Here is a 23,706-nt window from a genome sequence, read left to right as displayed (position 1 = left end):
GTCCGACGTTTCGGAAGGCCCCTCTATGAGGACAAGGGGCTATGAATATTTCACAAAAGTTCAAATAAAAATTTGTGGGACAGCTGTGGCCATTGGCCGCTTTTTTTTTGCTTTTTTTCTTAACGGACTGTGCGCATTTCGTGGCTAGTCAGCCCGTCTTGGTCTGCACATTTATATTTCATTTCAGTCGCAGATTGCACTGTAAATGTGCTCCATCTGAACCGAGCTTAAAAACCGTTTTGAAGATCGGCAAAAAGCAGTGATGACAATGCGGACGATTGTTTTTTTATAGCCCTGAAAGGCCAGTATAAATGGGCTTTCCAGGCAGTTTTCCTTTAATGGTGGTATGTCTTCTGAAGGGTTGGCACAAACCTTGATTAGTTAGTCAGGTTCTCGCGTATTTCGCGATTTTTTTTGATATTAAGTTTTACCAAATGGTAAATAAATTTGTTTGATAGCTGGTCTTGATCAGCATGGTAATCAGAGGTCGGTATGAAAAACCTGCGTATAAACAAACAACGCCTTTGGGATAGTCTGATGGAAATGGGCGACATTGGTGGAACCGAAGGCGGTGGTTGTGCCCGTTTGGTCGGTACCGACCTCGACAAGCAGGCACGTGATTTGTTTACTGCCTGGTGTGAAGCGGCAGGAGCCACGGTCACCTTTGATAAGTTCGGCAATATGTTTGCCCGTCGTCCGGGAAAGAATAATGATCTGCCAGCGGTGTGTACCGGCAGTCATCTGGATACTCAGCCTACCGGCGGTAAATTCGATGGCGTATTTGGTGTGCTGGCTGGTGTTGAAGTACTTCGTACACTGCATGAAAACAACATAGAAACGCCAACGCCGGTGGAAGTATCGGTGTGGACTAACGAAGAAGGCTCACGTTTTCAGCCCGCTATGCAGGGCTCAGGTGTGTACGTTGGTCGCTTCGACCTAGAGGAAGAACTGAATAAAACCGACGTCAACGGTATTCGCCTCGGTGATGAACTGCAGCGTATCGGTTATATCGGCGAAGAGGAGCCGGGCAGTCGCAATATGGGCGCATTTTTTGAAGCGCACATCGAGCAGGGTCCGATTCTCGAAGATGAAGATAAAACCATTGGTGTGGTTCGTCTGGGGCAGGGTATTCGCTGGTACAACGTGGTGATTAAAGGTAGGGCACAGCATTCCGGTACCACGCCGATGCACTTGCGCAAAGACAGTATGGTCGCCGCCGCATTAATCACCGCCGAAGTGGAAAAAATTGCCCATCGGCATGCCAATGGTCTGGGTACTGTCGGCTTTATGCAGGTTTATCCGAATTCGCGCAATGTGATTCCGGGCAGCATTAACTTTGGTGTTGATCTGCGCAACCCGGACGCGGCGGTGCTGGCAACTATGAATGATGAGCTGGAGGCATTCTGCAGCGCACTGGCAGCCGAGCGTGATCTGGAAATCAGCGTCGATAATTACTGGTATTTTTCGCCGGTGGAATTTCGCTTATCCGCGGATGTAGAAAAAGCTGCGAAAGAGCTGGGTTATTCGCATATGGATATCTATGCCGGTGCCGGACATGACGCCTGTTATATGTCCGATATTATGCCCGCCGGTATGATTTTTACGCCGTGCGAAAAGGGTATCAGTCATAACCCGGCTGAACGCACCAGTGCCGAACAGTGTGAGGCCGGAACCAATGTTTTATTACACGCTATGTTAAGTGCCAGCGAGCGTATCGCCGCACAGTAGTGTGGAAGCCGTCAGGCAGCCAGAGTTTCATTATCCGCTGTGAATTCAGCACAATTAAAAATATGAAGAGAGGCAGGTTATGACTACGAGCAAACCCATCGAGGTCGGAGAGTTCTATGAGCTGGAAACCGGATCTGATCTGGAATCCTCAACTTATTACAACGACGATCTGGCGCCTACCAAGGTAAAAGAACGTACCTGGAATAAGTTAAATATTGCTGCATTGTGGGTGGGGATGGCGATCTGTGTGCCAACCTATACGCTGGGTGGGGTATTGACGGCCTATTTCGGACTGTCGGTTACCGAAGCACTGATTACCATTCTGCTGGCCAATATTGTTGTCCTGTTACCGCTGACGCTGAACGCCTTTCCCGGCACCAAATACGGTATTCCGTTTCCGGTGTTATTGCGTTCATCATTCGGTATCGTTGGTTCCAATATTCCCTGCCTGATCCGTGGCGTGGTCGCTTGTGGCTGGTTTGGTATTCAGACCATGTTTGGTGGTCTGGCGATTCACCTGATGTTGTCGGCGGTTTCAGACAGCTGGGCGGCACTGGGTGGTGTTGGTGAAGTGATTGGTTTCTTTGTGTTCTGGGCGCTGAACATTGCCGTGGTGATTAAAGGTTCAGAATCCATAAAATGGCTGGAAACCCTGTCGGCACCACTGCTGCTGGCGGTAGGTCTGGGTCTGCTGTTCTGGGCGAGCGGTAAGGTATCGGTGACGGAGGTTCTGGCTGTGCCGGCTAATCGTCCGGAGGACGCTGGTTTCTGGGGTTATTTCTTTGGTGGTCTGACTGCAATGGTGGGCTTCTGGGCAACCCTGTCACTGAATATTCCTGATTTCAGTCGCTATGCTAAATCACAGAAAGACCAGGTGATCGGTCAGATTGTGGGTCTGCCGCTGACTATGTTCCTGTTCGCTGCACTGGGCGTCATTATGACGGCTGCATCACCAGCACTGGTCGGTGAAATGGTGTCTGATCCGGTTAGCCTGATCGGTAAAATCGACAGCCCGTTCTGGGTATTCATTTCCATGGTGCTGATTATTATCGCCACCATTTCCACCAACACCGCCGCCAATGTGGTTTCACCGACCAACGATTTCCAGAACATTGCGCCAAAGTATATTAATAACACCCGTGGTGTTCTGCTCACCGGCGTTATTGGTGTGTTGCTGATGGGCTGGGAGTTGCTGAAAAAAGCAGGTCTGCTGGAATCTGACTTCAGCGTTGAAGGCATGTACTCCAACTGGCTGCTGGGCTATTCCAGCCTGCTGGGACCTATTGCCGGCATTATGATCGTCGATTACTTCCTGGTTAAGGGTCAGAAACTGGATCTGGTGTCACTGTACAAAGACGGTGGCGAATATCCGCTGATTAACTGGGCCGGTTTCATTGCCTTTGGTGTGCCGGTGGCTCTGACGGTTATTGCAATTACCACGGGCTTTATGAGCTGGTTCTACAGCTACGGCTGGTTCACCGGTGCGATTTCCGGTGCTGTTATCTACTACTTTGCTGCGCAGGCAATGCAGGCGGAAGTGATTCCGGCCGCTGCTCAGTAATGCTTTTAAGGGGGCAGCTGTAACGCCCCCGATTTTTACCTTCGGAGAAAGTCTATGTCCATTCTGATTAAGGGCGGGACCGTTATCACCCATGAGTTGACGTTCCGCGCCGATGTTTACTGCGAAAACGGAAAAATTGCAGCCATAGGTGAGCAACTGGATGTGCCGGCTGATGCCGAGATTATCGATGCCAGTGGTCAGTACATTATGCCGGGCGGTATCGACCCGCATACCCATATGCAATTACCTTTTATGGGTACCGTGGCGATTGATGATTTTGAGTCAGGAACCGCTGCTGCAGTTGCCGGAGGTACTACATCGATTATTGATTTTGTGATTCCTGCACCACAACAGCCACTGATGGAGGCGTATCAGCAATGGCGCGAATGGGCGGAAAAATCCATCGCCAACTACAGCTTCCATGTGGCCATTACCTGGTGGGATGAATCGGTTAAACGTGACATGGGAACGCTGGTTAATGACCATGGCGTAAACAGCTTTAAACACTTTATGGCGTATAAAAACGCCATTATGTGTACTGACGAAATTCTGGTGGCCAGCTTTAACCGTTGCCTGGAACTGGGCGCTATGCCAACTGTGCATGCAGAAAACGGTGAGCTGGTTTACCACCTGCAGCAACAATTGCTGGACAAGGGCATTACCGGTCCGGAAGCGCATCCGCTGTCGCGCCCTCCGGTAGTCGAGAGCGAAGCGGCGAACCGTGCGATTACCATTGCCAATACTCTGGGAGCGCCCATATACGTGGTGCATGTGTCTGCCTCCGAAACCGTAGATGCCATTCGCTACGCGCAGAATCGCGGCCAGCGGGTATATGGCGAGTGTCTGGCCGGCCATCTGGTGCTGGATGACAGTGTTTACCAGGATAAAGACTGGGATGTCGCCGCCGCCCACGTTATGAGCCCTCCTTTCCGCTCGAAGGGGCATCAGGAAGCGCTGTGGAACGGTCTGCAGGCGGGTACGTTGCAGACTACCGCCACCGACCACTGCGCCTTCTGCGCTGAACAAAAAGCTATGGGCAAAGACGATTTTACCCGCATCCCTAATGGCACCGCCGGTGTCGAAGAACGCATGCCGGTACTGTGGCAAAAAGGCGTGAACAGCGGACGCATTACCGCCAATGAGTTTGTTGCCATTACCTCCACCAATGCGGCACAGGTATTTAATGTCTATCCGCAAAAAGGGGCTGTGATGGTAGGTTCAGATGCCGATCTGGTGATCTGGGACCCTGAGGCTAAGAAAACCCTGTCGGTCAGAACCCATCGTTCGCGGGTGGATTTCAATATCTTTGAAGGTATGGAAGTCACGGGTCTGCCTGTGTGCACATTAGTGAACGGTAAAGTGGTGTACCGCGATGGGCAGGTAATTGGTCAGGCCGGTGATGGCCAGTGCTTCGATCGACCTGCATATGGGCAGTACTACGATGCTATTCAACGTAAAAATGCGCTGAGTGAACCCGTGGCAGTAGCGCGCTGATTTTCCTTCCCGCACTTTTCCTCCCTCTACCTTGCACTGCCACTGCGCTTGCAGCGGGTGGTAGGGGGCTTTTTTCCTTCCGCCCATCGGCAGGCTGACGTGCTACACTGGCGCGCTCCACGGATTTACCTGCGCGACTATGGTTCATATTGGCATTATCAACCCGAAAGACATGACCAACGTTGGTTCTGTTCTGCGGGCTATCGGCTGTTTTCAGGCCGACGGACTTCTCTATACCGGTAATCGTTACCGCACAGCGCTGCGCTACTGCACCGATACCCGGAATGTGCAGGAGACGGTTCCTGCTACCCACGTTGATGATTTACTTGAAGCACACAGTCAGCTGCCTGCTGGCACCAGGCTGGTGTGTGTGGAGCTGGTGGAGGGTGCGACCCCCTTGCCGGAGTTCGAACACCCACAGCAGGCGTTATACGTCTTCGGGCCTGAGGATGGCAGTCTGCCACAGAGTCTGGTAAATGCCGCAGATGCGGTGGTATATGTGCCGACGGTGGGTTGTCTGAATCTGGCTGCCACTGCCAATATTCTGTTGTATGACCGCCACGTTAAACTGGGTGGTCCGGCAGGGCAGGGGGATGATCTTATTCGTGCCAGTCGCGACAATAATAATCGTCTGAAGGTGCGTAAATCATAGCCAGTGTGTGATTCGCATCAGCCAAGGCGACGGTTAAAGAAATAGTACTGGCTTTCGCCCATACTCTTTGCAGCGTACATGGCGATGTCGGCCGAGCGGGTCAGTTCGACATCATTGCTGCCATCGTGCGGATATACGCTGATACCAACGCTGCAGCTGATGTTTATCTCCAGCGCCTTCACCTCATAGGGTTCCGCAACCGCCTCAATAATGCGTTTCACCACGGTGTGAATAATGGCGCGGTCTTCAATATCTTCGAGAATAACCACGAATTCATCGCCGCCAATACGGGCTGCAGTATCGACAGAACGAACCAGTGCTTTCAGACGCTCGGCCACCTGTTTCAGAAGTTCATCACCGACCTCATGGCCATAGTGATCATTCACCGGCTTAAATTTATTCAGATCGATGAACAGAATCGAGCATTCCTTATTGTGTCGTTTGGCTCGACTAATGGCGCGATTGAGTCGGGACTGGAACGTGATGCGATTGGCTATGCCGGTCAGCGTGTCGAAGCTGGCCAGATACTGCAGACGTTCTTCAGCTTCTTTACGCGCTTTAATGTCACTGAGCATATAAACGTACTGGCCATAATCGTGCTGCTCATCCTGAATGATACTGATCGACAGTCTTACCGGAATAAGCTCATTTACGGTGTTTTTAAAATCGATATCACCTTCCCAGTTTTCCTTACTTTCTAATGCGTCGCGAATGGCTAATCGTTCTTCTTCATCCATGGTGTCGTTAATGATATCGAACTTACGACCAATGATTTTTTCAATATCACAAACCGCCAGCTCACAGAATGCCTGATTGGCGGACATGACTTTCTGCTGTTCGTCGAGGATAACAATGGCATCCTGACTGTGGCTCATCACAATGGCTGATAGCCTCAGCTCCTGCTCCATCTGATATTTTTCGGTCTGATCAATAACAAATGCCAGCCCGGTTTCCTGCTGCTCATTGAGTAAAACGGCACCGACATATACCGGTACCTTATGACCATCGACATGCCAGAGTTGTTTGTCGTAGGGGGCGCAAGCACCCTGTGCGCGTAATGCCTGCGCCGCTTTCTGATCCAGGTCCCGGTCTTCAGCCACTGTCAGCGTCTGCCAGTTAAGTGGTTGACCGTCCAGATCATCTTTGTGCAGACCGAGCATGCTCAGGAACTTCCGGTTGGCTTCGATAATTTTTCCACCCAGTTCAAACTCAAAAATACCGACCAGATCTGAACGTGCGAGGCTGGTAAAACGATGATCACTGATGCGCAGTTTTTCTTCTGTCGCACGCAGCTGACGGGCGATATTACGGGCAATGAGCACCGACACAATTAACAGCAGAATGAAAAGCACTGAGTACACAACAATCAGAGTGGATTTGATCCAGCGCGAGGCCTCACCCAGTGTCGAAGAGAAGGCAAATTCTTTTTCTTTCAGTTCGTGGTTCAGTCGGTCCAACTGCGTCACCAGAACGGCAACAACGTCAGGGTGATTATTGTTGACTGCCTGTTCGAGCTGATCGGCGAGCAGTCGCAGATCAGCAATCAACAGGTCGGCCTCTGACCAGATCCGGATTGCCGACTTCAGATAGGAAATATTCTGATAGTTGATGAATAAGGAGATCATTCCGGGAATGTCGTCGGGATGGTTTTCTCCCTGCAGGAACCCCTCGCTGGCGGCTACAGTGTCCGGAGGTACAGCCTGCAGGGCCTGGCGAGCTTTCTGATCGCCGAGGTTAACACTGAGAAACTCACGCGAAGCATGAAGATAAGAGGGCTCACCGGTGTAGGCGTATTTATAGAGCGCAAGGACGGATTCTTTCTGGGCTTTGGCCCACAGGTTCTCACCACGCACGTATGATCGTACGTTGTTCATCATTCCGGCCACAAACAGGCCGGTGGCGAACATGATCGCTGCCGTGGCAACCAGCAGGGTGGTTACCTGATAAAGGCGCAAATGCATGGGGAAATGCTTTGCGGCGCTCTTCCTGTGTTTACTTCGCTCAATCATCCGTAACACGCTCAGTCAGTTGCGCGCGAATTCAGCCGGGGCCGAAAACAGGTCGTTTAAGCCAGTATAGTAGGAGAAACGACAAGCGCAGCGGCCGTATGTGTCGCCTCGCTATCTGCCATGCGATGCAGGATGCTGCTTCCCGAAAAAGGTGGAAATACAGGAAAGACAGGTCAATGGCAGCGGGCGATTACTCGTCGCGCAGGGCTTCAATCGGACTCAGGTTGGAGGCTTTCCATGCGGGTCCTATACCGGCGATAAGACCGATAAAGGCAGAGAACAGTAACGAAGCGACAAGGTAGAAAGGGCTGGGCTGGACCGGGAAGTCCGGTATTACCATGGCGGTAATACCAAGCAGCAACAGTGCCGTCAGCATACCGCCGAGGGCACCGAGAATGGCAAGGAAGACGGCCTCACCGAGGAACAGGCTGAGTAGCTGGCGGCGGGATGTGCCGATGGCACGCAGCAGGCCGATTTCCGGTGTGCGTTCACGTATGTTGGTGGTCATGATGGTAAAGATGCCCACGCCGCCAACCAGCAGGGAAATAGAGCCCAATGCGGCGACCCCCAGAGTCAGCACCGACAGAATACTGTTCAGGCTGGACAGCATTTCATCCTGGGTAACGATGGTGAAGTCTTCCTGCCCGTGGCGATCAATCAGGCGCTGGCGAATACGCTCGCTCATCTGTTCAGAGCTGGTGGCAGGGGAGAACACCACGTCAATTTCCATCAGCCCTTCGCGGTTAAACAGGCTTAGGGCACGGTCAGCGGGAATGTAAACCATATCGTCCAGATCAAAGCCGAGCATAGAGCCTTTCGGCTGCATCACGCCGATAACGCGAAAACGCTGGCCGCCTACGCGGATAAACTGTCCCAGCGCATTCCGCCCCTCAAACAATTCCTGCCACACCTTGCTGCCCAGCACGGCAAACGCCGGTGAGTTATTGCCCGGGCTGTTGGGCAGAAAGCGGCCGCTGGCCAATGGAAAATCCCAGGCTTCCACCATGCTGGCGGTGGTGCCGTATATGTCGGTATTGCGGATGCGCTCGCCAAAGCGCACCGGACCTGTGCCCTGGACGTTAGCTACCACATGATCGGCATAAGGCAGGGTTTTCAGTGACTGGTAGTCATCCAGCGTTAACAGGCGTACGGAACTCAGGATTCCCCCCATGCCGCTGGTGTTATTTTTGCCGGGACCGATGGCGATAATGCGGGTACCGAACTGGGAGAAGTTGTCCATGACATAGGAACGCACACCTTCGCCGAGTGAGGTGAGCAGGGTGACCGCGGCGATTCCTATGGCAATGCCCAGCGCTGTCAGCAGGCTCTTCAGCGGGTTGTAGCGCAGCGAGGTAAATATCAGATGGTTCCAGTCAGGCAGTAACATGGCTATTTCCCGTTCTGATGTTGCAGTGCCAGTACCGGCGCCTGCGAGGCTGCCCGATTGGCCGGAATCCAGGAAAACAGCAGCCCGCAGAGCATCGCGATGCCAAGAGCGGCTGCGCTGGCCCAGAGCGGTGCGGCAAACGGAATATCCGGGAAGCGCAGTCGCGCGCCCCATAAGCACAGTTGTGCCAGTGACAGCCCGAGGCCACCACCGAGCAGCGACATCATTACCGCCTCTAGAATAAACAAGCTGCGCACTTCGTGGCTGGCGGCGCCTAACGCCTTGAGCAGCCCGATCTCGGCGGTGCGCTGGGAAACCGTAATCAGCGTCATGTTCATGATCAGCACGCCGGCGACAAACAGACTGATAGCACCGATGCCGGCGATAGCGAAGGTCATGATCGACAGCACATTATCAAAGGCTCGCATAATGGAGTCGGGAGTAACGATGGTCACGTCCAGCAGACCATTGCGGCGCTCCGTCATCAGTTGTTCAATATCGTTGGTAATGCGGGCGACGCCCTGGGCAGCGCGTACGTCAATCATTACCCGGAACATGCCCTGGGTATTAAATATCTGCATAGCACTGGCCACCGGCAGGATCAGGGCGTCGCTCATATTCATGCCAAGGCCGGTGCCGGTATCCTCCAGTACGCCGATGACCCGACAGCGATAGGCGTCAACCCCCAGCCACTGGCCAAGCGGCGATTCTGCAGCGAATAGTTCTTTACGTAGGGTGTCGCCAATCACACATACCGGGCTGGGTTGATCAAGCGGCAGCAGCGGCAGGGCTTGTCCGCGCGCCAGTTTCATCTGGCGGATATCGAAGAACGCCTGATTAGTACCCAGTACCAGAGATTCGCGGCTGAGTGAGCCGCGGGAGATTTCAGAGTTGCCGACAATCAGGGGAGCAACGCGCTCCACTTCCGGTAAACGCAGCAGACTCTGGGCATCCTGCAAGGTAATGTCGCGTGTGCCTTCACCGCTTAACGGTGGCATACCACCGCTGGTTTCCTTACGCCCCGGCAACATAATCAGTACGTCTTTGCCCAGCGACGAAAACTCTCCCAATACGTACTGACGGCCACCTTCGCCCAATCCGGTCAACAGCACCACGGCGAGTACGCCAATAGACATGGCGATTAATTGCATGATGGTACGGAAGCGCTGTCGCAGCATGGCGCGCAGGGCGAAACGCAGCTGGTCGTCAGTGCGAATCACGCATTGGCTCCCGCGTTCTTTTCGTCCTGCACTATGACACCGTCGACCATGCGAATGCGGCGTTTAGCACGCTGTCCGAGGTCGGCATCATGGGTAACCACCACCAGAGTGATCCCCTCGTTATTCAGCTCTTCAAGCAGTGCAACGACTTCAGCCCCCGAGCTGCTGTCGAGGTTGCCAGTGGGTTCATCGGCCAGCAGCAGGTGTGGTTTCATGATAATGGCGCGGCCAATCGCCACACGCTGACGCTGACCGCCGGACAGCTGATTTGGCAGGTGACCAGCACGTGAATCCAGCCCCAGTTTTTCAATGATGGGCTGCAGCCGTTTTTTACGTTCCGCAGGCGCGATACCAGCCAGAATCAGCGGCAGTTCAATGTTCTCGGCCGCGCTCAGGCGTGGAATCAGGTGGTAGGACTGAAAGACGAAACCAATCTGCTGCCGCCGGTAGAGGGCACGCTGTTCTTCATCCATGGGGACCGTATCGGCACCCGCTAACCAGTATTCGCCGTTATCCGGCACATCAAGCAGGCCGAGCATATTCAGCAGGGTGGACTTCCCCGAGCCGGATGGCCCCATGACGGAAAGATATTCGCCCGACTGAATCTGCAGCTGAATATTGTTCAGTGCGTGCACCGGCTCATTACCGAGTAAAAAGGTTTTATTAACACCGTTTACCCGGATCAGTGCATCACTCATGCTCAGCACCCTTTATGACTTTTACCCGTGCGCCATCCACCGCGGCCGGATTTTCCAGCGAGGTTAATACCTGCTGGCCATCAGACAGGCCACTGCGCACTTCACTCCAGGTCCAGTTGCTTAATCCCAGCTCCAGTGTCTGCTTTTTCAGGGTCTGGCCGTCATCTGACAGAGTCAGCACTTTATTACCTTCCAGCAAGGCTTCGCTGGGTACGCGCAGTTTGTTATCGGCGGATTCAATAATGACTTCGATGTCGGCGCTGTACCCCACCAGTAAGTGCACATCGTCAGGCATGTCCTGCAGGCGGACGTCGACATCGACAGTACGAGCCTGTTTTTCACTGTCCTGAACGTAAGGTGCGATACGGGTCACGATGCCGTTAAAGGACTGATCGCGGAAAGCATCGAGGGAAACCCGGGCAGGCATACCGGTGCGGATGGCGGCAGCATCGACTTCATCAATCGGCGCACGTACATACAGGCAACCATCGGCGATTAAATCAATGGCTGGCGGTGTGGCCACGCCCGGTGGTGACGGCGTGGCGTATTCACCAACCTCGCCATTCACTTCGGCAACGATCCCGGCGAACGGGGCGGTTAACTGAGTTTGCGCCAGACGCGCTTTCTGTACCGCGACGTTGGCTTTGGCCTGCATCACCTGTGCTTCGTTCTGCTGGCAGCTCAGGCGGGTAATTTCGGCGCTGGTTTCAGCGCGATCGAGTTGCTCGGCTGAGGCCAGGTTGCGATTGTGCAGTTCTCGCTGGCGCCGGGCTTCACGCTGATCGGCTTCGGCCTGGCGACAGGCTGAGGCTTTGTTCAGTTCGGCCATTCTGACCTGAGCATCGGCCTGGGCCAGCGCGGCTTTCAGATCGTCGTTCCACAGTTCAAGTAACAGCGCGCCGCTCTCGACCTGATCGCCCTGGTCGACATACAGTTTGCTCACCTGGCCGCCCTGGGCCAGTGACAGACGCGAGCGCTGGCAGGCTTTAACCGTACCGGAGCGAGTGTTGCTGACCAGCGATTCGATCAGACCTGTGGTTACGGTGGTCATGCGTACTTCCACCGGCTTGGCGGGGCGGAGCATAAAGGCGGTCACCACAGCGACCACGACGACCAGAGAAATAAGAAGTTTTTTCACCGCTGCATCCTGTCAGGGTCAGAAGAAGCCTTACCATATCGACTTTCGACCGGGCTGCCCAGTGACCTGGATCAGACGAACAGTCTGTTGCGCTTGGCAAGGTGAATGGTCGGCGCATAATGTCGGCAGTGAATGACAGGAGTATGTCAATGAAGTGGCCACAGTGGGGTAGTAGTGACCAGAAAGCACTGGGATTGCCGGAACTGATTGCAATTGCATTGGGCGGCATGATCGGCGGCGGTATTTTCACCATTCTGGGAATATCGGTCGATCTTATTGGTCCCTATACGCCCATCGCGATTCTGGCTGGTGGTTTGATTGCCGCGCTGGCTGCATATTCCTATGTAAAACTCGGCGTGTATTATCGCGACGAGGGGGCAACCTACGGTTTCTTTAAGCGTACATTTCCCGCTTCTCCGGTAGCCGCAGCCCTGATTGGCTGGTATGTGATTTTTGGCTACATCAGTACCATTGCGCTCTACGCCTATACCTTTTCTTCCTACAGCCTGAGCGGTTTTGAAGGGGGCGAAACAGAGGCACTGCGCAAGGCCGTTGCCTGCGGCATTATAGCGCTGTTCGCTGCAGTAAATATCTGGAGCGTGCGCGGCATGGGTAAAATAGAAGACCTGATGGTCTACACCAAATTGCTGTTGTTGCTGATTATCGCCGCCGTATTGCTGGCGCACCGCAATACCGATCTGCCACAGCTGTTTGCGGCTGATAGTCGAGATTTTTCGCTGATGAACATTCTGACCGTCGCGGCGGTTACCTTTGTTGCTTACGAAGGGTTTCAACTGGTGATTAACGCCGTTAAGGAAATGGATAATCCGGATAAAAACATTCCGCGCGCTATTTATACGGCGATTGCTCTGGCGATTGGCTTGTACGTACTGATTGCACTGGCGGCCATTCTGGCCATCCCGGCGCAGGATATTATCGACAATCAGGAGTACGCTCTGGCGGCTGGTGCCGGCAATGTGCTGGGGCCAATAGGTTCAGATATCGTTGTGCTGGGTGCTATTCTGGCTACCAGTAGTGCAATCAACGGTACATTATTCGGTGCATCACGTCAGGTGTCGGTGATTGCCGGTGATGGCTTTTTCCCAAAAATACTGGAACGTCGCACTAACAATATTCCGGTTGCGGCCATCGCTATGATGGCGCTGTTTGCCATGCTGCTGATTCTGGCTGGTGGGTTAAAAGTTATTCTGGAATTCGGCTCAGTAACTTTTCTGCTGGTATCACTGTTAATGGCATACGCCAATTTCCGCATCCGTCATCTGACCGGGTCATCGTTGTGGCTGACGCTGTTGTCTATGCTGGGCCTGGGCGCGGGTGGCATTCTGATTCTGAATTTTGAATATCGCGACAATCCGGAACAGCTGATTTTTATGCTGGTTCTTTATGGGCTGCTAACACTCGGTGCGCTGGTATTTGCACGGTTTAATGCTGTACGGGGATATGAAGCGAATGAGGCTCGGAAATAGTGTTTAAATTTTACCGGCGCGTAGCACTGGCTCAGACCTTATTTACAGTGTTGATAGTTTATATGGCTTATTACATAAACGTTCAACCAAACACTGGCTTACCGGAAAAGTTTGAATTGATTAACAGAACGGGACAGGTATCCAGACTGGAGAAAATAGAATCCCCTGGAAAAGCTTCTTCAGGTATTTCTTTTTCGCTGTATAAGGACGCTTATACCTATTTCTATAGCTCTAAATCGGGAAATATGGGAGTTGTTTATAAAGCGTTGGAAGACTCTCGGAGTGAAGGGAAAACAGTTTCTTTGCTGTGTGACCTCTATCGTAAATCCCTGGAGCAAAAAACGACGCTTTCTTCACGCTGTTTTGAGGTGGCTGTTGAAAATAGCATGATTCAATCCTATGAGGATGTGGTAAAGGGTTACACTAACGATGCCGCACTTTTACGTTACTTCGCAGCGGCTATGATCTTATGGTCATTGCTTCTATGGTTGTTCACGTTACGTTTTAAGGAGAATCGCCGGTTTTGTTAAAGATTTAGAGCTCTTTCTCAGGTCGCAATTAACACTGGATACTAACCGCCGCAGAATCAGGTAAGAAGTGCCCAGTATCCGATATGTCTTTTCCGGCTTTGTTTTCTAGTTCAAGGATATGCCAGGCCAGGTGCTTTACACAGGCTTTGGGTCTGTTATTCAGTGACTTGAAGCGGTTTCTATGAAAATGGTCGGTTACGCGCTACATTCGTCTGATGTCGAAATGGTGCCTTACCATTTCGAACGCCGTGTTTTGCATGCCAATGATCTGGCGATTGAGATTATTTTGCGTAGCATGTGTCACTCAGATCTGCACACAGAAACTGGTGACTGAGGGCCTTGGACTTGCGAAGGTATTCGTCTGGATCCAGTGAATGATGCATATGCGGTGGTGGATAAAGACGATATTGATCATCGTTACGTGATGACTATATCGAGTCTGCCAGTCGACGAGCAATTCCCTTGCGGCATAAAAAAGCCCGCTATAAAGCGGGCTGTTTTATATCTGGCTGGATGAATACAAGCCAGCTTTTCCTAACTGCTTGTGTTACCACATCAGATCGTCAGGGATCTGGTAAGCGGCATATGGATCGTCTTCTTCCATCGCGTCGGCAGTGCTTTCGGCAATGTAGATAAAGTGATTGTCTTTTCGCTGACGAATTTTTTCTGCAATCTGTAATGGCAGCACTTCGTACTTTTTCTCGCCTGGCAAATCCAGTGCGATGATCGCCAGCTGCCCACGGCTCAGACGATCCCAGATAGCCTGATCAACGTAGATGGATTTCACTTTCTTGCCATCAATAAACTGATATTTGATATCGGCTTTTTCGCTTTTAATGGCGTTGGTGGTAACCAGTTGGCGTACCTGTGCAGCGATCGCTTTAACCTGAGCTTCCTGTTCCTTTTTCTGGTTCAGTTCGCGGTCACGTTCGGCTTTTTCCTTACGTGCAGCTTCGGCTTTTGCTTTTGCAGCATCCAGATCGTTGTCCTGACCGGTACGCTGCAGGTGATCCTGATGTTTCATTTCTTTGGCGGCTTTTTTGGCCTTTTTCTTATCGACCAGGCCAGCGGCCATTAATTGTTCCTGAAGAGACTTTGCCATAACTCAGTGCCTGTCAGTGCTTAGGTGGCCACACGCCGTCCGGAATCAGGCCGGTCAGCTGTTCGATGGTGGCATCGCGCTCAGCCACGGACTGGCCGACCACGGTGACGTGACCCAGTTTACGTGCCGGGCGTGCTTCTTTGCCGTATGAGTGGCGGAAGGCTGTGTCGAGGTTGTCGGCTTTTTCTGCCGGCACTTCTTCGCCGATGACATTGAGCATGGCAACAGCAGGGTACTGAGCGTCAGTGACACCCAGCTCACGACCAGAGATAGCCAGCATATGGTTACGGAACTGACTGGTCTGTGCACCTTCAATCGACCAGTGGCCGGAGTTGTGTACACGTGGTGCCACTTCGTTACCCACCAGACCATCTGCGGTTTCGAACAGTTCGAGGGTGATGGTGCCAACGTAATCCAGGCTATCGGCCAGCTGGCGGATATAGCGCTCAGCAATGGCGGCTTTCTCGCTGCTCAGGTTGGCAGCCGGATACAGCGAGTAACGCAGGATACCTTCGTGGTGAATGTTCTCGGTCATCGGGAACACCACGATGTTGCCGTTTACGTCACGGCTGGCGATAACGGACGTTTCACGCTCGAACGTAACAAAGGCTTCTGCGATCAGCTCGCGGTTGCCGATGGCTGCCCAGGCAGGCTCGGCATCGTCAGGGCTGCGCAGAACATACTGACCTTTACCATCGTAACCTTCGGTGGTGGTTTTCAGTACGATTGGCAGCCCCAGGGTTTCAACGGCGGCTTTTACGTCGTCGAGAGAGTTAACGGCACAGAAGTCTGCGGTAGCGATGCCTGCAGCGCGCAGTGCATTCTTTTCCAACAGACGGTTCTGGAAGGTTTTCAGTGCTTTAAGACTTGGGTAAACCTTGTCTTCTACGGCTTCCAGGCGGGCAACAATGTTGGCCGCGATATTTTCGGTTTCGTAAGAAACACGGTCGACGGAGGCCAGAAAGGCATCCAGTGCTTCATCGGTGTGGGCGCGGGTGTCGTACAGGCTCACTTCCAGATCGGTGAGGTCCTTTACACTGTCAGACAACATCTGGCCCAGCTGGCCGTTACCTAAAATACCAATTTTCATGCGTTCGTTACTCTCGTCTCGTAACTGTCAGTGTTACAGGGCAGTGCGTGGATCGGGTTCGGACAGAACAGTTTCTGTCTGAGTCGCACGGAATTCATCGATACGGCTCATCAGCTCATCGTTGCTGGTGGCCAGAATCTGCGCGGCCAGCAGGCCTGCGTTTTTCGCACCGGCATCTCCAATGGCCAGCGTACCAACGGCTACACCACCCGGCATCTGGACGATGGACAGCAGGGAGTCCAGACCACTCAGGGCACGGGATTTTACTGGTACACCGAGTACCGGCAGGGACGTTTGTGACGCGCACATGCCTGGCAGGTGAGCTGCACCACCAGCGCCGGCGATGATCACTTTGATACCGCGTGACTGAGCGCTTTTAGCGTAGTCGAACAGCAGGTCCGGTGTGCGGTGGGCGGATACGACTTTTACTTCGTAAGCGACACCCAGTTTATCCAGCATATCTGCTGCGTGTTGCATGGTGGGCCAGTCACTCTTGGAGCCCATGATGATTCCAACCGGTACGGTCATCTGCTCATCCTCTTGGCGTTATACAGTCCAGTGCCTGTCGGTCAGGCGGGAAAGCGGCGCATTCTAGCACAAGGGTGGGCAGAGAATCAGTCTTTCAGATGTGCTCAGATGGATAAGCAGGTGAAGGGTGCGGAAGCCTGACTTCGGGCTTCCGCGACAAAGCTCAGAAACTGATCCGGCCGTCGTTGATGGCTTGTTCTGTGTCGCTGGTCAGAACTTCATAAGCCGTACTTTGCGGCTTAAGAACCATGACGGGTTCACTGACTTTGGCCAGGTGATACGCCTCGTCTTTGAGTTCGACCTTGCGGTACTTGAAGGTGCCCGTGACTTCCTCCTGCTCACGCAGTCGAATAAACAATGGAATTGAATAGGCGGGCAGTTTCTCACGCAGGTGGCGGGTCACCATGCCCCAGTCTGGCTGGGCTCCGGCTTTCAGGGTTACCGAAGCCATACCGGCACGACCGTCTGTGTGCGGAACTTCAACCCCATACACCACGGCGTGTTCAAATTCCGGCAGCTCCATCAGGATCGACTCGATTTCAGTAGTGGCAACGTTTTCACCTTTCCAGCGGAAGGTATCACCCAACCGGTCGGCGAAGGCGACGTGCTTGAAGCCCTGATTGATCACCAGATCACCGGTGTTAAACCAGCAGTCTCCTTGCTTGAATACATCACGAAACAGCTTTTTGCTGCTGGCTTCCTCGTCGGTATAACCTTCAAACGGCTGCTTATCGTTAACCTCGGTAATCAGCAGGCCAGCGCCGCCTTTCTTCACTTCCTGCATAAAACCTTTGCTGTTACGCACGGGCTCATCGTTCTCAATATCGTATTGCACGATGTTGTAGGACAGCGGGCAGATACCGGCGGTCATATCCAGATTGAGAGCATTGGTGAAGACCAGGTTGCATTCACTGGCGCCGTAAAACTCATTGATATGGTGAATGCCAAACCGTTGCTTGAACTCCATCCAGATATCCGGACGCAGACCATTGCCTACAATCACGCGGATATTGTGGTCGCGGTCGGAATCCTTTTCCGGGCTGTTCAGCAGATAACGACACAATTCACCGATGTAGCAGAAGCCGGTAGCACCGTATTCGCGAATCTCATCCCAGAAGCGTGAAACCGAAAATTTGCGTGAAATAGCGATGCAGGCGCCTGCACCGAGAACCGCTGCGAGTGATACGGTGAGGGCGTTGTTGTGGTAAAGCGGCAGGCTGACGTACAGCACATCCGATTTTTTAAGTTTCATCGAGGCCAGTCCCATACCAGCCATGGATTTAAACCAGCGGTAGTGGCTCATCACTGAGGCTTTGGGTAGGCCAGTCGTTCCGGATGTGAAAATGTAGTAACAAGGCTGATGCATTCGCACTTCGCGGGTGGTCGTAGGGTTGCGCACCGGCATATTGCTGACGACCTGACCAAGGTCCTGATAATGGGCCGGACATTCGCGCTGACCGCAGTCACGGACAAAATACAGCTGCGCTTTCAGAGCCATCGGCAGGGCATGTTCAACGGTGGCAATGTTGTCGAGCATCTCTTCGCCGATAATCATCAGCTGCGGGCTGACCAGCTTGATACTGTGCTCCAGTACTTCACCGCGCTGCGAGGTGTTGATCATGCTGGCGATGGCACCCAGCTTGACAGTGGCAAGCACCGCCACCAGGGTTTCCGGGCGATTTTCCAGCATAACGCCAACAGTATCGCCGGAACGGATGCCCTGGCTCATCAGGTAGTGAGCCACGCGGTTAACTCGTTCGTTGAGCTCTTTGTAGGTCAATTGCTGCGACTGGTAACGGATCGCGACGTGCTCGGGTTGTAACACCGCGTGTTGTTCCAGCAGCAGGCCGATGGATTTCTTCTTTTCGGGTTTGGTGGTTATCAGTGCTGTCACACCTTTAAGAGTGACACCGATATCCGGCAGTCCGGTTACGGCACTGCGCAGTACATTGAACAGATTGACCTTGCGCGGCTTAAGAGGCTTTGTGCTGTTCCGGGTTACGGAGAAACCCTCCGCCGGGGCTGCAGAACGGTTCATAGAGATAGCCTGTGGTGATTATTTATTGTTATGTCCCGGAGGATGGCACAAAGCCATGGCTGAAAAAAGCCACCCTCTGTGCCTATCCGTGAACCAGGTCAGATATTTACAGTTATTTACCGTAATTCAGCTGAGGTCTTGCCCAGAATACGGCGGGCAATAATCAGTTGCTGGATTTGTTGCGTGCCCTCAAAAATGTCGAGGATTTTCGAATCCCTTGCCCATTTTTCCAGTAGCTCATCTTCGCAGTAACCCATGGCACCTAACAGCTCGACACAGCCAAGCGTAATGGCGTTGGCTGTGCGACCAGCTTTGGCTTTGGCCATTGACGCTTCTTTGGAATTCGGCATGCCGTTATCGGCCATCCAGGCGGCACGCAAGGTCAGCAAGCGGGCAGCTTCCCAGTCGGCTTCGTAACGATAAAGGCGTGCTTCAATTTCGCTGGTGCGGGCCATATTGGTGGGGTAGCGGAAGTGCATACCCTGTTTTTCCAGCAGCTCGTGGGTTCGGTCCAGCGCGGCTTTGGCTACACCGACGGCCATAGCGGCAACCACCGGACGAGTATTGTCAAAGGTCTGCATGACACCGGCAAACCCCTGTTCGACGTTAATCTCTGGCGAACCAAGCAGGTTTTCCGCCGGTACCCGGCAGTCGTTGAAGCTGATCGTGGCGGTATCTGAGGCTTTGATGCCCAGTTTCTTTTCCAGTCTGCCAAGCTCCATGCCCGGTGTGCCTTTTTCGACCACGAATGACTTGATTGCAGCACGCCCCAGAGAACGATCGAGGGAGGCCCAGACCACCACTGCATCAGCACGCTGGCCACTGGTGACAAAGATTTTTTCACCGTTGATCACGTATTCATCGCCATCTTTAATGGCCGTGGTGCGAATGGCTGCAGAGTCCGATCCGCAATCCGGTTCGGTAATGGCCATGGCCGCCCATTTTTTACCGAAGCGTTTCAGTTGCTCTTCATTGGCGACAGCGGCAATTGCGGCGTTGCCTAAGCCCTGACGGGGCAGGGTCAGCGACAGGCCGACGTCACCCCAGCACAGTTCCTGCAGGCCAAGGACCGTCGACATATTGGTGCTGTTTACGATGCCTTCGTCGTTTTTCTTTTCCGCTTTCAGTTTACCCGCACCGGCTCCTTCGCCCATGGTGCCATCATTCATGCCGTCCATTATTGCTGCCAGCATGTCCAGCTCGACCGGATATGCGTGTTCTTCGCGATCGTATTTACGCGAGATCGGACGGAAAACACTCTGTGCTACCTGGCGGGCCTGATTGACCAGTGGGCGGAATTTTTTCGGAGTTTCAAGATTCAGCATTATCAGTTCCTTACAGGTGCAGGCCGCTGGTGATGCAGCTGAGAATACGCAGGTCACGGTACCAGCGTTCTGCCGGATGTTCTTTGGTGAAGCCGTGACCACCAAGCAACTGCACCGCATCGGTACCGATTTTCATCGCTTTTTCGCTGCACAAAAGATGGGCCAGCATCGCTTCGCGGTGGAACGACATTCCCTGTTCTGCACGCGCTGCAGCACGCCAGACCATCAAACGCATGGCATCAATTTCGGTGGCCATGTCGGCGAGGATAAATGCGACCGACTGACGGTGGCTGATGGGTTCACCGAAGGCTTTGCGCTCATTGCAGTATGGAATCAGGTAATCCAGTGCGGCCTGGCAGGTTCCAATGGCCATGGCTGACCAGTGCAGTTGGCCGAGATCGATAAATGACTGGTAGTCAAAATCTGTGTGTTCACCGCCCAGTAGTGCGGCGCTATCGACTTCTACCTGATCCAGTGTCAGGGTGCCGGTGCCACAAGCTTTGAGGCCCATGGCCGGGCGGGATTCAAAGTGCAGCCCTTTGCTGTCGCCAGCGACCAGAAACAGTTTTGGCTTGTCGTTCAGGCTGGCGGCAATCAGGTACAGGCTGGCCTCGCCATTGAGTGGGACCAGTGTTTTCGTACCACTGATAATAAAGCCTTTGCGTGTGGCTTTAGCGCGGGTTCCGAGATGATGACTGCGGAACAGTGGGCTGGATTCCTGTACCGCGATGGCTGCTTTGACTGGCGCTTCGCCCAGCCAGCGTGGCAGCCAGAATTCCTGCTGCTGACGACTACCCCAGCGCACAATGGCATTGGCAACCGCTACCGGAGCCAGTGCTGACAACGCCAGTGAAAAGTCGCCCCAGGCAAGATCTTCGGCAATCAGAGCACTGGTGGTCGGGGCATAAGCCTGCGCAGCGCCACCAAGGTTTTCCGGTACCGCGAACAGGCTCAGACCCAGGTCCTGAATCTGACGGGTGAAATCGTCCGGTGTGGTGTGTTGTTCGTCGGCCTGATGGGCGAGATCGCGCATGACATCCGCGGCAAAGGATTGCACGGTATCACGGATCATCATCTGCTCTTCGGTCAGTGACAGATCGAACAGGCTTTTTTCACGACTGTTTGGCAAGCGCTCACCGGGATCTGAAGGAGCCTTCTGTTTTGGCTTGATCAGGCTGCCGGCGAGGCGGAAACCGGTGCGGGTGGAGAGATACGCGAGGCGTTCTGCGGGTCGGCGCAGGCCGGATTTCTCTGCAAGTTTACTACCTGCGAAGCGTCGGGCCAGTCCCAGGCCGATGCCCTGAATGTCATTTCCCATACTGCGTTGCCATGTTGTAGTTGTGTCGACGCTACAGGGTTTCACAGCCGGTGAATGTGAACATTGGCACAGTTGACTGACAGCGAGGTCATTAAGGTCAGTCGGAAGTCTGAGCAGCCTCAATGCAGCGCTTCAGACTTTGCTGGCAGGCGTTCAGCACCGCTTTTCCGATAAGTTCGCCGACGCTGGTATGTTTGCCGCAATAGGGTTCGCTGGCTCCTGGAGGGCAGAACACTGCATGGCTGTCGGTGCCGGTGCCGCTGGCAGGAAGACCACTGACCGGGCTGACCAGCCGCAGATCGCGGATAGCGGTAACCTTGGCTTCTGTCAGTAATATAAGGGCTTCTGCCATGGCGGCATCGGTCAGAGGCTGGTTGATCCACAGCAGAATGTTAATGGTTCCGGCGCGCGGTGCTGCAACATTGGGATCTCCGGCACGCAGCAGGTTGCTGAGACCAGCGGTTACCCAGCATTGCACCTCAAGTGTGTCCTGGTACAGATGAGCATGGCACAGAGATTTCATTGAGGCTGCAGTCATCATGCCGCATACCGGTTGTGCCAGCTGCAGTTCACTGGCTTTTAACGCGATGGTGTCGGCTGCGGGAGGAAAGGGCGGTGGTGCGTTCAGGTCGACCCGCATATTGAGAAAACTGCGCATCTCCGTCAGACCACCATTTAAAGCCGCAGAGCTGAGGACTCGCATTGGTGTGGATGCTGAAAGAGCAAAGTAATCAGCATGATAGATCGGCTTGATTTGGGACATCGGCCCTGACTCGTTATCATGGGGGCAACTGAATATCACGACACAGGATGATTCCATGCTGACGCTTCTGTCACCGGCAAAAACGCTGGATTTTGACACGCCACCAGTCACCAATAAAGCCACACAGCCTGCTTTTACTGAACAGTCTGCTGAGCTGGTGGATATTCTCAAGCAGTATTCACCGGATGAACTGGGTGCGCTGATGAAACTGAGCCCTGCATTGTCTGAGCTGAATGTGCAGCGCTTTGCGGATTGGCAGCTGCCGTTCACGGCAGACAATGCCAAGGCTGCAGTGCTGGCGTTTAAGGGCGATGTTTATACCGGACTTGAAGCTGATAAGCTGTCTGAGGACGAGCTGGCGTTCGCTCAGGACCATGTAAGAATCCTCAGTGGCCTGTATGGTGTTCTGCGTCCACTGGACCTGATTCAGCCATACCGGTTGGAAATGGGTACCAAACTGAAAAATCCGGTCGGTAAGGATCTTTATGCGTTCTGGGGTGAAACCCTGACTGAAACGCTGAACAAAACACTGGAACAACACAGCGAAAAAGTTGTCGTTAATCTGGCATCCAATGAATACTTCGGTGCGGTTAAGCCGAAGAAACTGGCGGGTAAACTGATTACCCCGGTATTCAAGGATGAGAAAAATGGCCAGTACAAAATCATCAGTTTTTACGCGAAAAAAGCGCGTGGTCTGATGACTCGCTGGATCATTGAAAACGGACTGGATAATGAATCAAAACTGCATGAGTTTGACGTCGCGGGCTATCGCTTCAGTGCAGAAGATTCAGCGGCCGGTACTCTGGTATTTAAACGGGCGGAAAAGGATATACCTAATGCCTAAAGCAATGTTAAAGGCGGGTGTACTGGCATGTGCAGTCGCGGCGCTGTCGGGCTGTGTGCTGGCACCGCAGACAATTTCCCTGAATGACTCTGCCAGCGTTGCTGCAGGCACACCGATTGTGCAGCGTGACGCGCTGGTGCGGGTCGTCGATCAGCGTGATATGGGCTGGGATGTACTCGGTCATCGGGGTGGTCGTGCACCGGAGAATTCCCCGCTGTTATCGTCGGAACCTGTACGTGACACTCTGACACGACGCATGCAGGGGTCTTTGAAGGCCCTGGGTTTTGGTGAGAACAGCCCGGTTGAACCGCTGCGCGTGCAACTGGATATCCAGCAGTTTGATTTTGCCTGCAATGAAGGCGTAATCGTCAATGAATGTTCGGTGAACATCAATCTGATGGTTACCGTACTTGATGGTGGCAACACCTTCACCAAACCTTATAAGGTATTTGAAACCCGCTCACTGGCGGCGTCGCCTGTAGCTGAGTACAACCAGAAATGGGTTAACGAGGTTCTCGATAAGCTGTGGGCGCATATGTTCAGTGATCAGGAGCTGCTGGCGGCATTGCAGGTGCAGGTACCGTAAATCGGTATGAGCTTTTCAAAGAAATAAAAAAGCCGGCGATTGCCGCACTGCTGTCCCACAAATTTTTATTTGAACTTTTGTGAGATATTCCAGGCCCCTTGTCCTCATAGAGGGGCCTTCCGATACGTCGGACCGCCCCTATCGCCGGACGGGCGTGACTCCTGACCGCCATGGATGGCGGAAATGCAGGTTTTGCAGGAGCTAAAAC

Annotated in this window: 20 protein-coding genes; 8 read left to right on the top strand and 12 right to left on the bottom strand. The window is 53.3% G+C overall.

All coding sequences use genetic code 11. The features are described from left to right. The first annotated feature begins 492 nt into the window (after positions 1-492). The 4 genes from I9W95_RS11205 (at position 493) to I9W95_RS11190 (ending at position 5,435) form a co-directional block, all read left to right on the top strand. Positions 493-1,728: a Zn-dependent hydrolase gene (locus I9W95_RS11205; protein ID WP_225674875.1), complete on the top strand. Its 1,236-nt coding sequence runs from the start codon at positions 493-495 to the stop codon at positions 1,726-1,728. A gap of 79 nt (positions 1,729-1,807) precedes the next feature. Beyond that, positions 1,808-3,289, top strand: a complete 1,482-nt coding sequence (locus tag I9W95_RS11200; RefSeq protein ID WP_225674872.1) for an NCS1 family nucleobase:cation symporter-1 — start codon at positions 1,808-1,810, stop codon at positions 3,287-3,289. A gap of 54 nt (positions 3,290-3,343) precedes the next feature. Next, the gene (hydA, locus tag I9W95_RS11195) at positions 3,344-4,783 is read left to right on the top strand and encodes a dihydropyrimidinase (protein ID WP_225674870.1); all 1,440 of its coding nucleotides are present in this window, start codon (positions 3,344-3,346) and stop codon (positions 4,781-4,783) included. Positions 4,784-4,922: 139 nt separating this feature from the next. Continuing rightward, positions 4,923-5,435 carry an RNA methyltransferase gene (locus I9W95_RS11190; RefSeq protein ID WP_225674868.1) on the top strand — a complete coding sequence of 171 codons (513 nt, stop codon included), beginning with the start codon at positions 4,923-4,925 and terminating at the stop codon, positions 5,433-5,435. 17 nt (positions 5,436-5,452) lie between these two features. Here the strand turns inward: I9W95_RS11190 and I9W95_RS11185 are convergent, their stop codons facing one another. From I9W95_RS11185 to I9W95_RS11165, 5 genes are all read right to left on the bottom strand, one after another. Then, positions 5,453-7,396 carry a sensor domain-containing diguanylate cyclase gene (locus tag I9W95_RS11185; RefSeq protein WP_225674866.1) on the bottom strand — a complete coding sequence of 648 codons (1,944 nt, stop codon included), beginning with the start codon at positions 7,394-7,396 and terminating at the stop codon, positions 5,453-5,455. A 238-nt stretch (positions 7,397-7,634) separates the two neighbouring features. Continuing rightward, positions 7,635-8,831: an ABC transporter permease gene (locus I9W95_RS11180; protein WP_225674864.1), complete on the bottom strand. Its 1,197-nt coding sequence runs from the start codon at positions 8,829-8,831 to the stop codon at positions 7,635-7,637. 2 nt (positions 8,832-8,833) lie between these two features. Then, a complete protein-coding gene (locus I9W95_RS11175) occupies positions 8,834-10,051 on the bottom strand; it encodes an ABC transporter permease (RefSeq protein ID WP_225674862.1) in 1,218 nt (405 codons plus the stop codon). Beyond that, positions 10,048-10,749: an ABC transporter ATP-binding protein gene (locus I9W95_RS11170; RefSeq protein WP_225674860.1), complete on the bottom strand. Its 702-nt coding sequence runs from the start codon at positions 10,747-10,749 to the stop codon at positions 10,048-10,050. The genes I9W95_RS11175 and I9W95_RS11170 overlap by 4 nt, the downstream gene beginning before the upstream one ends. After that, positions 10,742-11,887 carry an efflux RND transporter periplasmic adaptor subunit gene (locus I9W95_RS11165; protein WP_225674858.1) on the bottom strand — a complete coding sequence of 382 codons (1,146 nt, stop codon included), beginning with the start codon at positions 11,885-11,887 and terminating at the stop codon, positions 10,742-10,744. Before I9W95_RS11165 ends, I9W95_RS11170 begins: the two co-directional genes overlap by 8 nt. Before the next feature lie 149 nt (positions 11,888-12,036). On the opposite strand from I9W95_RS11165, the gene I9W95_RS11160 reads away from it, so the two are divergent. Together I9W95_RS11160 and I9W95_RS11155 are read left to right on the top strand one after the other, a co-directional pair. After that, entirely contained in the window at positions 12,037-13,374 is a 1,338-nt protein-coding gene (locus I9W95_RS11160) for an APC family permease (protein ID WP_225674856.1), read from the top strand. Continuing rightward, on the top strand, positions 13,374-13,904 hold the full coding sequence (locus tag I9W95_RS11155) for a hypothetical protein (protein WP_225674854.1): 531 nt from the start codon (positions 13,374-13,376) through the stop codon (positions 13,902-13,904). The genes I9W95_RS11160 and I9W95_RS11155 overlap by 1 nt, the downstream gene beginning before the upstream one ends. A gap of 547 nt (positions 13,905-14,451) precedes the next feature. Here I9W95_RS11155 and I9W95_RS11150 read toward each other — a convergent pair. From I9W95_RS11150 to I9W95_RS11120, 7 genes are all read right to left on the bottom strand, one after another. After that, complete coding sequence (locus I9W95_RS11150; protein WP_225674852.1) at positions 14,452-15,006, bottom strand: DUF2058 domain-containing protein; 555 nt, start codon at positions 15,004-15,006, stop codon at positions 14,452-14,454. A gap of 13 nt (positions 15,007-15,019) precedes the next feature. After that, positions 15,020-16,096 carry a 5-(carboxyamino)imidazole ribonucleotide synthase gene (locus tag I9W95_RS11145; protein WP_225674850.1) on the bottom strand — a complete coding sequence of 359 codons (1,077 nt, stop codon included), beginning with the start codon at positions 16,094-16,096 and terminating at the stop codon, positions 15,020-15,022. Positions 16,097-16,129: 33 nt separating this feature from the next. Then, on the bottom strand, positions 16,130-16,624 hold the full coding sequence (gene purE, locus I9W95_RS11140) for a 5-(carboxyamino)imidazole ribonucleotide mutase (protein WP_225674848.1): 495 nt from the start codon (positions 16,622-16,624) through the stop codon (positions 16,130-16,132). Between the two features lie 163 nt (positions 16,625-16,787). Continuing rightward, positions 16,788-18,662: a long-chain-acyl-CoA synthetase gene (locus I9W95_RS11135; RefSeq protein WP_225674846.1), complete on the bottom strand. Its 1,875-nt coding sequence runs from the start codon at positions 18,660-18,662 to the stop codon at positions 16,788-16,790. A gap of 116 nt (positions 18,663-18,778) precedes the next feature. Beyond that, positions 18,779-19,984 carry an acyl-CoA dehydrogenase family protein gene (locus I9W95_RS11130; RefSeq protein WP_225674877.1) on the bottom strand — a complete coding sequence of 402 codons (1,206 nt, stop codon included), beginning with the start codon at positions 19,982-19,984 and terminating at the stop codon, positions 18,779-18,781. A 13-nt stretch (positions 19,985-19,997) separates the two neighbouring features. Beyond that, the gene (locus I9W95_RS11125) at positions 19,998-21,305 is read right to left on the bottom strand and encodes an acyl-CoA dehydrogenase family protein (RefSeq protein WP_225674844.1); all 1,308 of its coding nucleotides are present in this window, start codon (positions 21,303-21,305) and stop codon (positions 19,998-20,000) included. 97 nt (positions 21,306-21,402) lie between these two features. Next, the gene (locus I9W95_RS11120) at positions 21,403-22,068 is read right to left on the bottom strand and encodes an adenosylcobinamide amidohydrolase (protein ID WP_225674842.1); all 666 of its coding nucleotides are present in this window, start codon (positions 22,066-22,068) and stop codon (positions 21,403-21,405) included. A gap of 55 nt (positions 22,069-22,123) precedes the next feature. Between I9W95_RS11120 and yaaA the strand changes: the two genes are divergently transcribed. Together yaaA and I9W95_RS11110 are read left to right on the top strand one after the other, a co-directional pair. After that, entirely contained in the window at positions 22,124-22,912 is a 789-nt protein-coding gene (gene yaaA / locus I9W95_RS11115; protein ID WP_225674840.1) for a peroxide stress protein YaaA, read from the top strand. Next, entirely contained in the window at positions 22,905-23,498 is a 594-nt protein-coding gene (locus I9W95_RS11110) for a YajG family lipoprotein (protein WP_225674838.1), read from the top strand. The genes yaaA and I9W95_RS11110 overlap by 8 nt, the downstream gene beginning before the upstream one ends. The last annotated feature ends 208 nt before the right edge of the window (positions 23,499-23,706 follow it).

Origin of the sequence: Thalassolituus marinus, from assembly GCF_020320395.1 — a bacterium.
GTDB classification, from domain to species: Bacteria; Pseudomonadota; Gammaproteobacteria; order Pseudomonadales; family Oceanobacteraceae; genus Venatoribacter; species Venatoribacter marinus.
The sequence above is the reverse complement of the archived record's forward strand: the minus strand, read 5'-3'. Positions and strand labels throughout refer to the sequence as shown.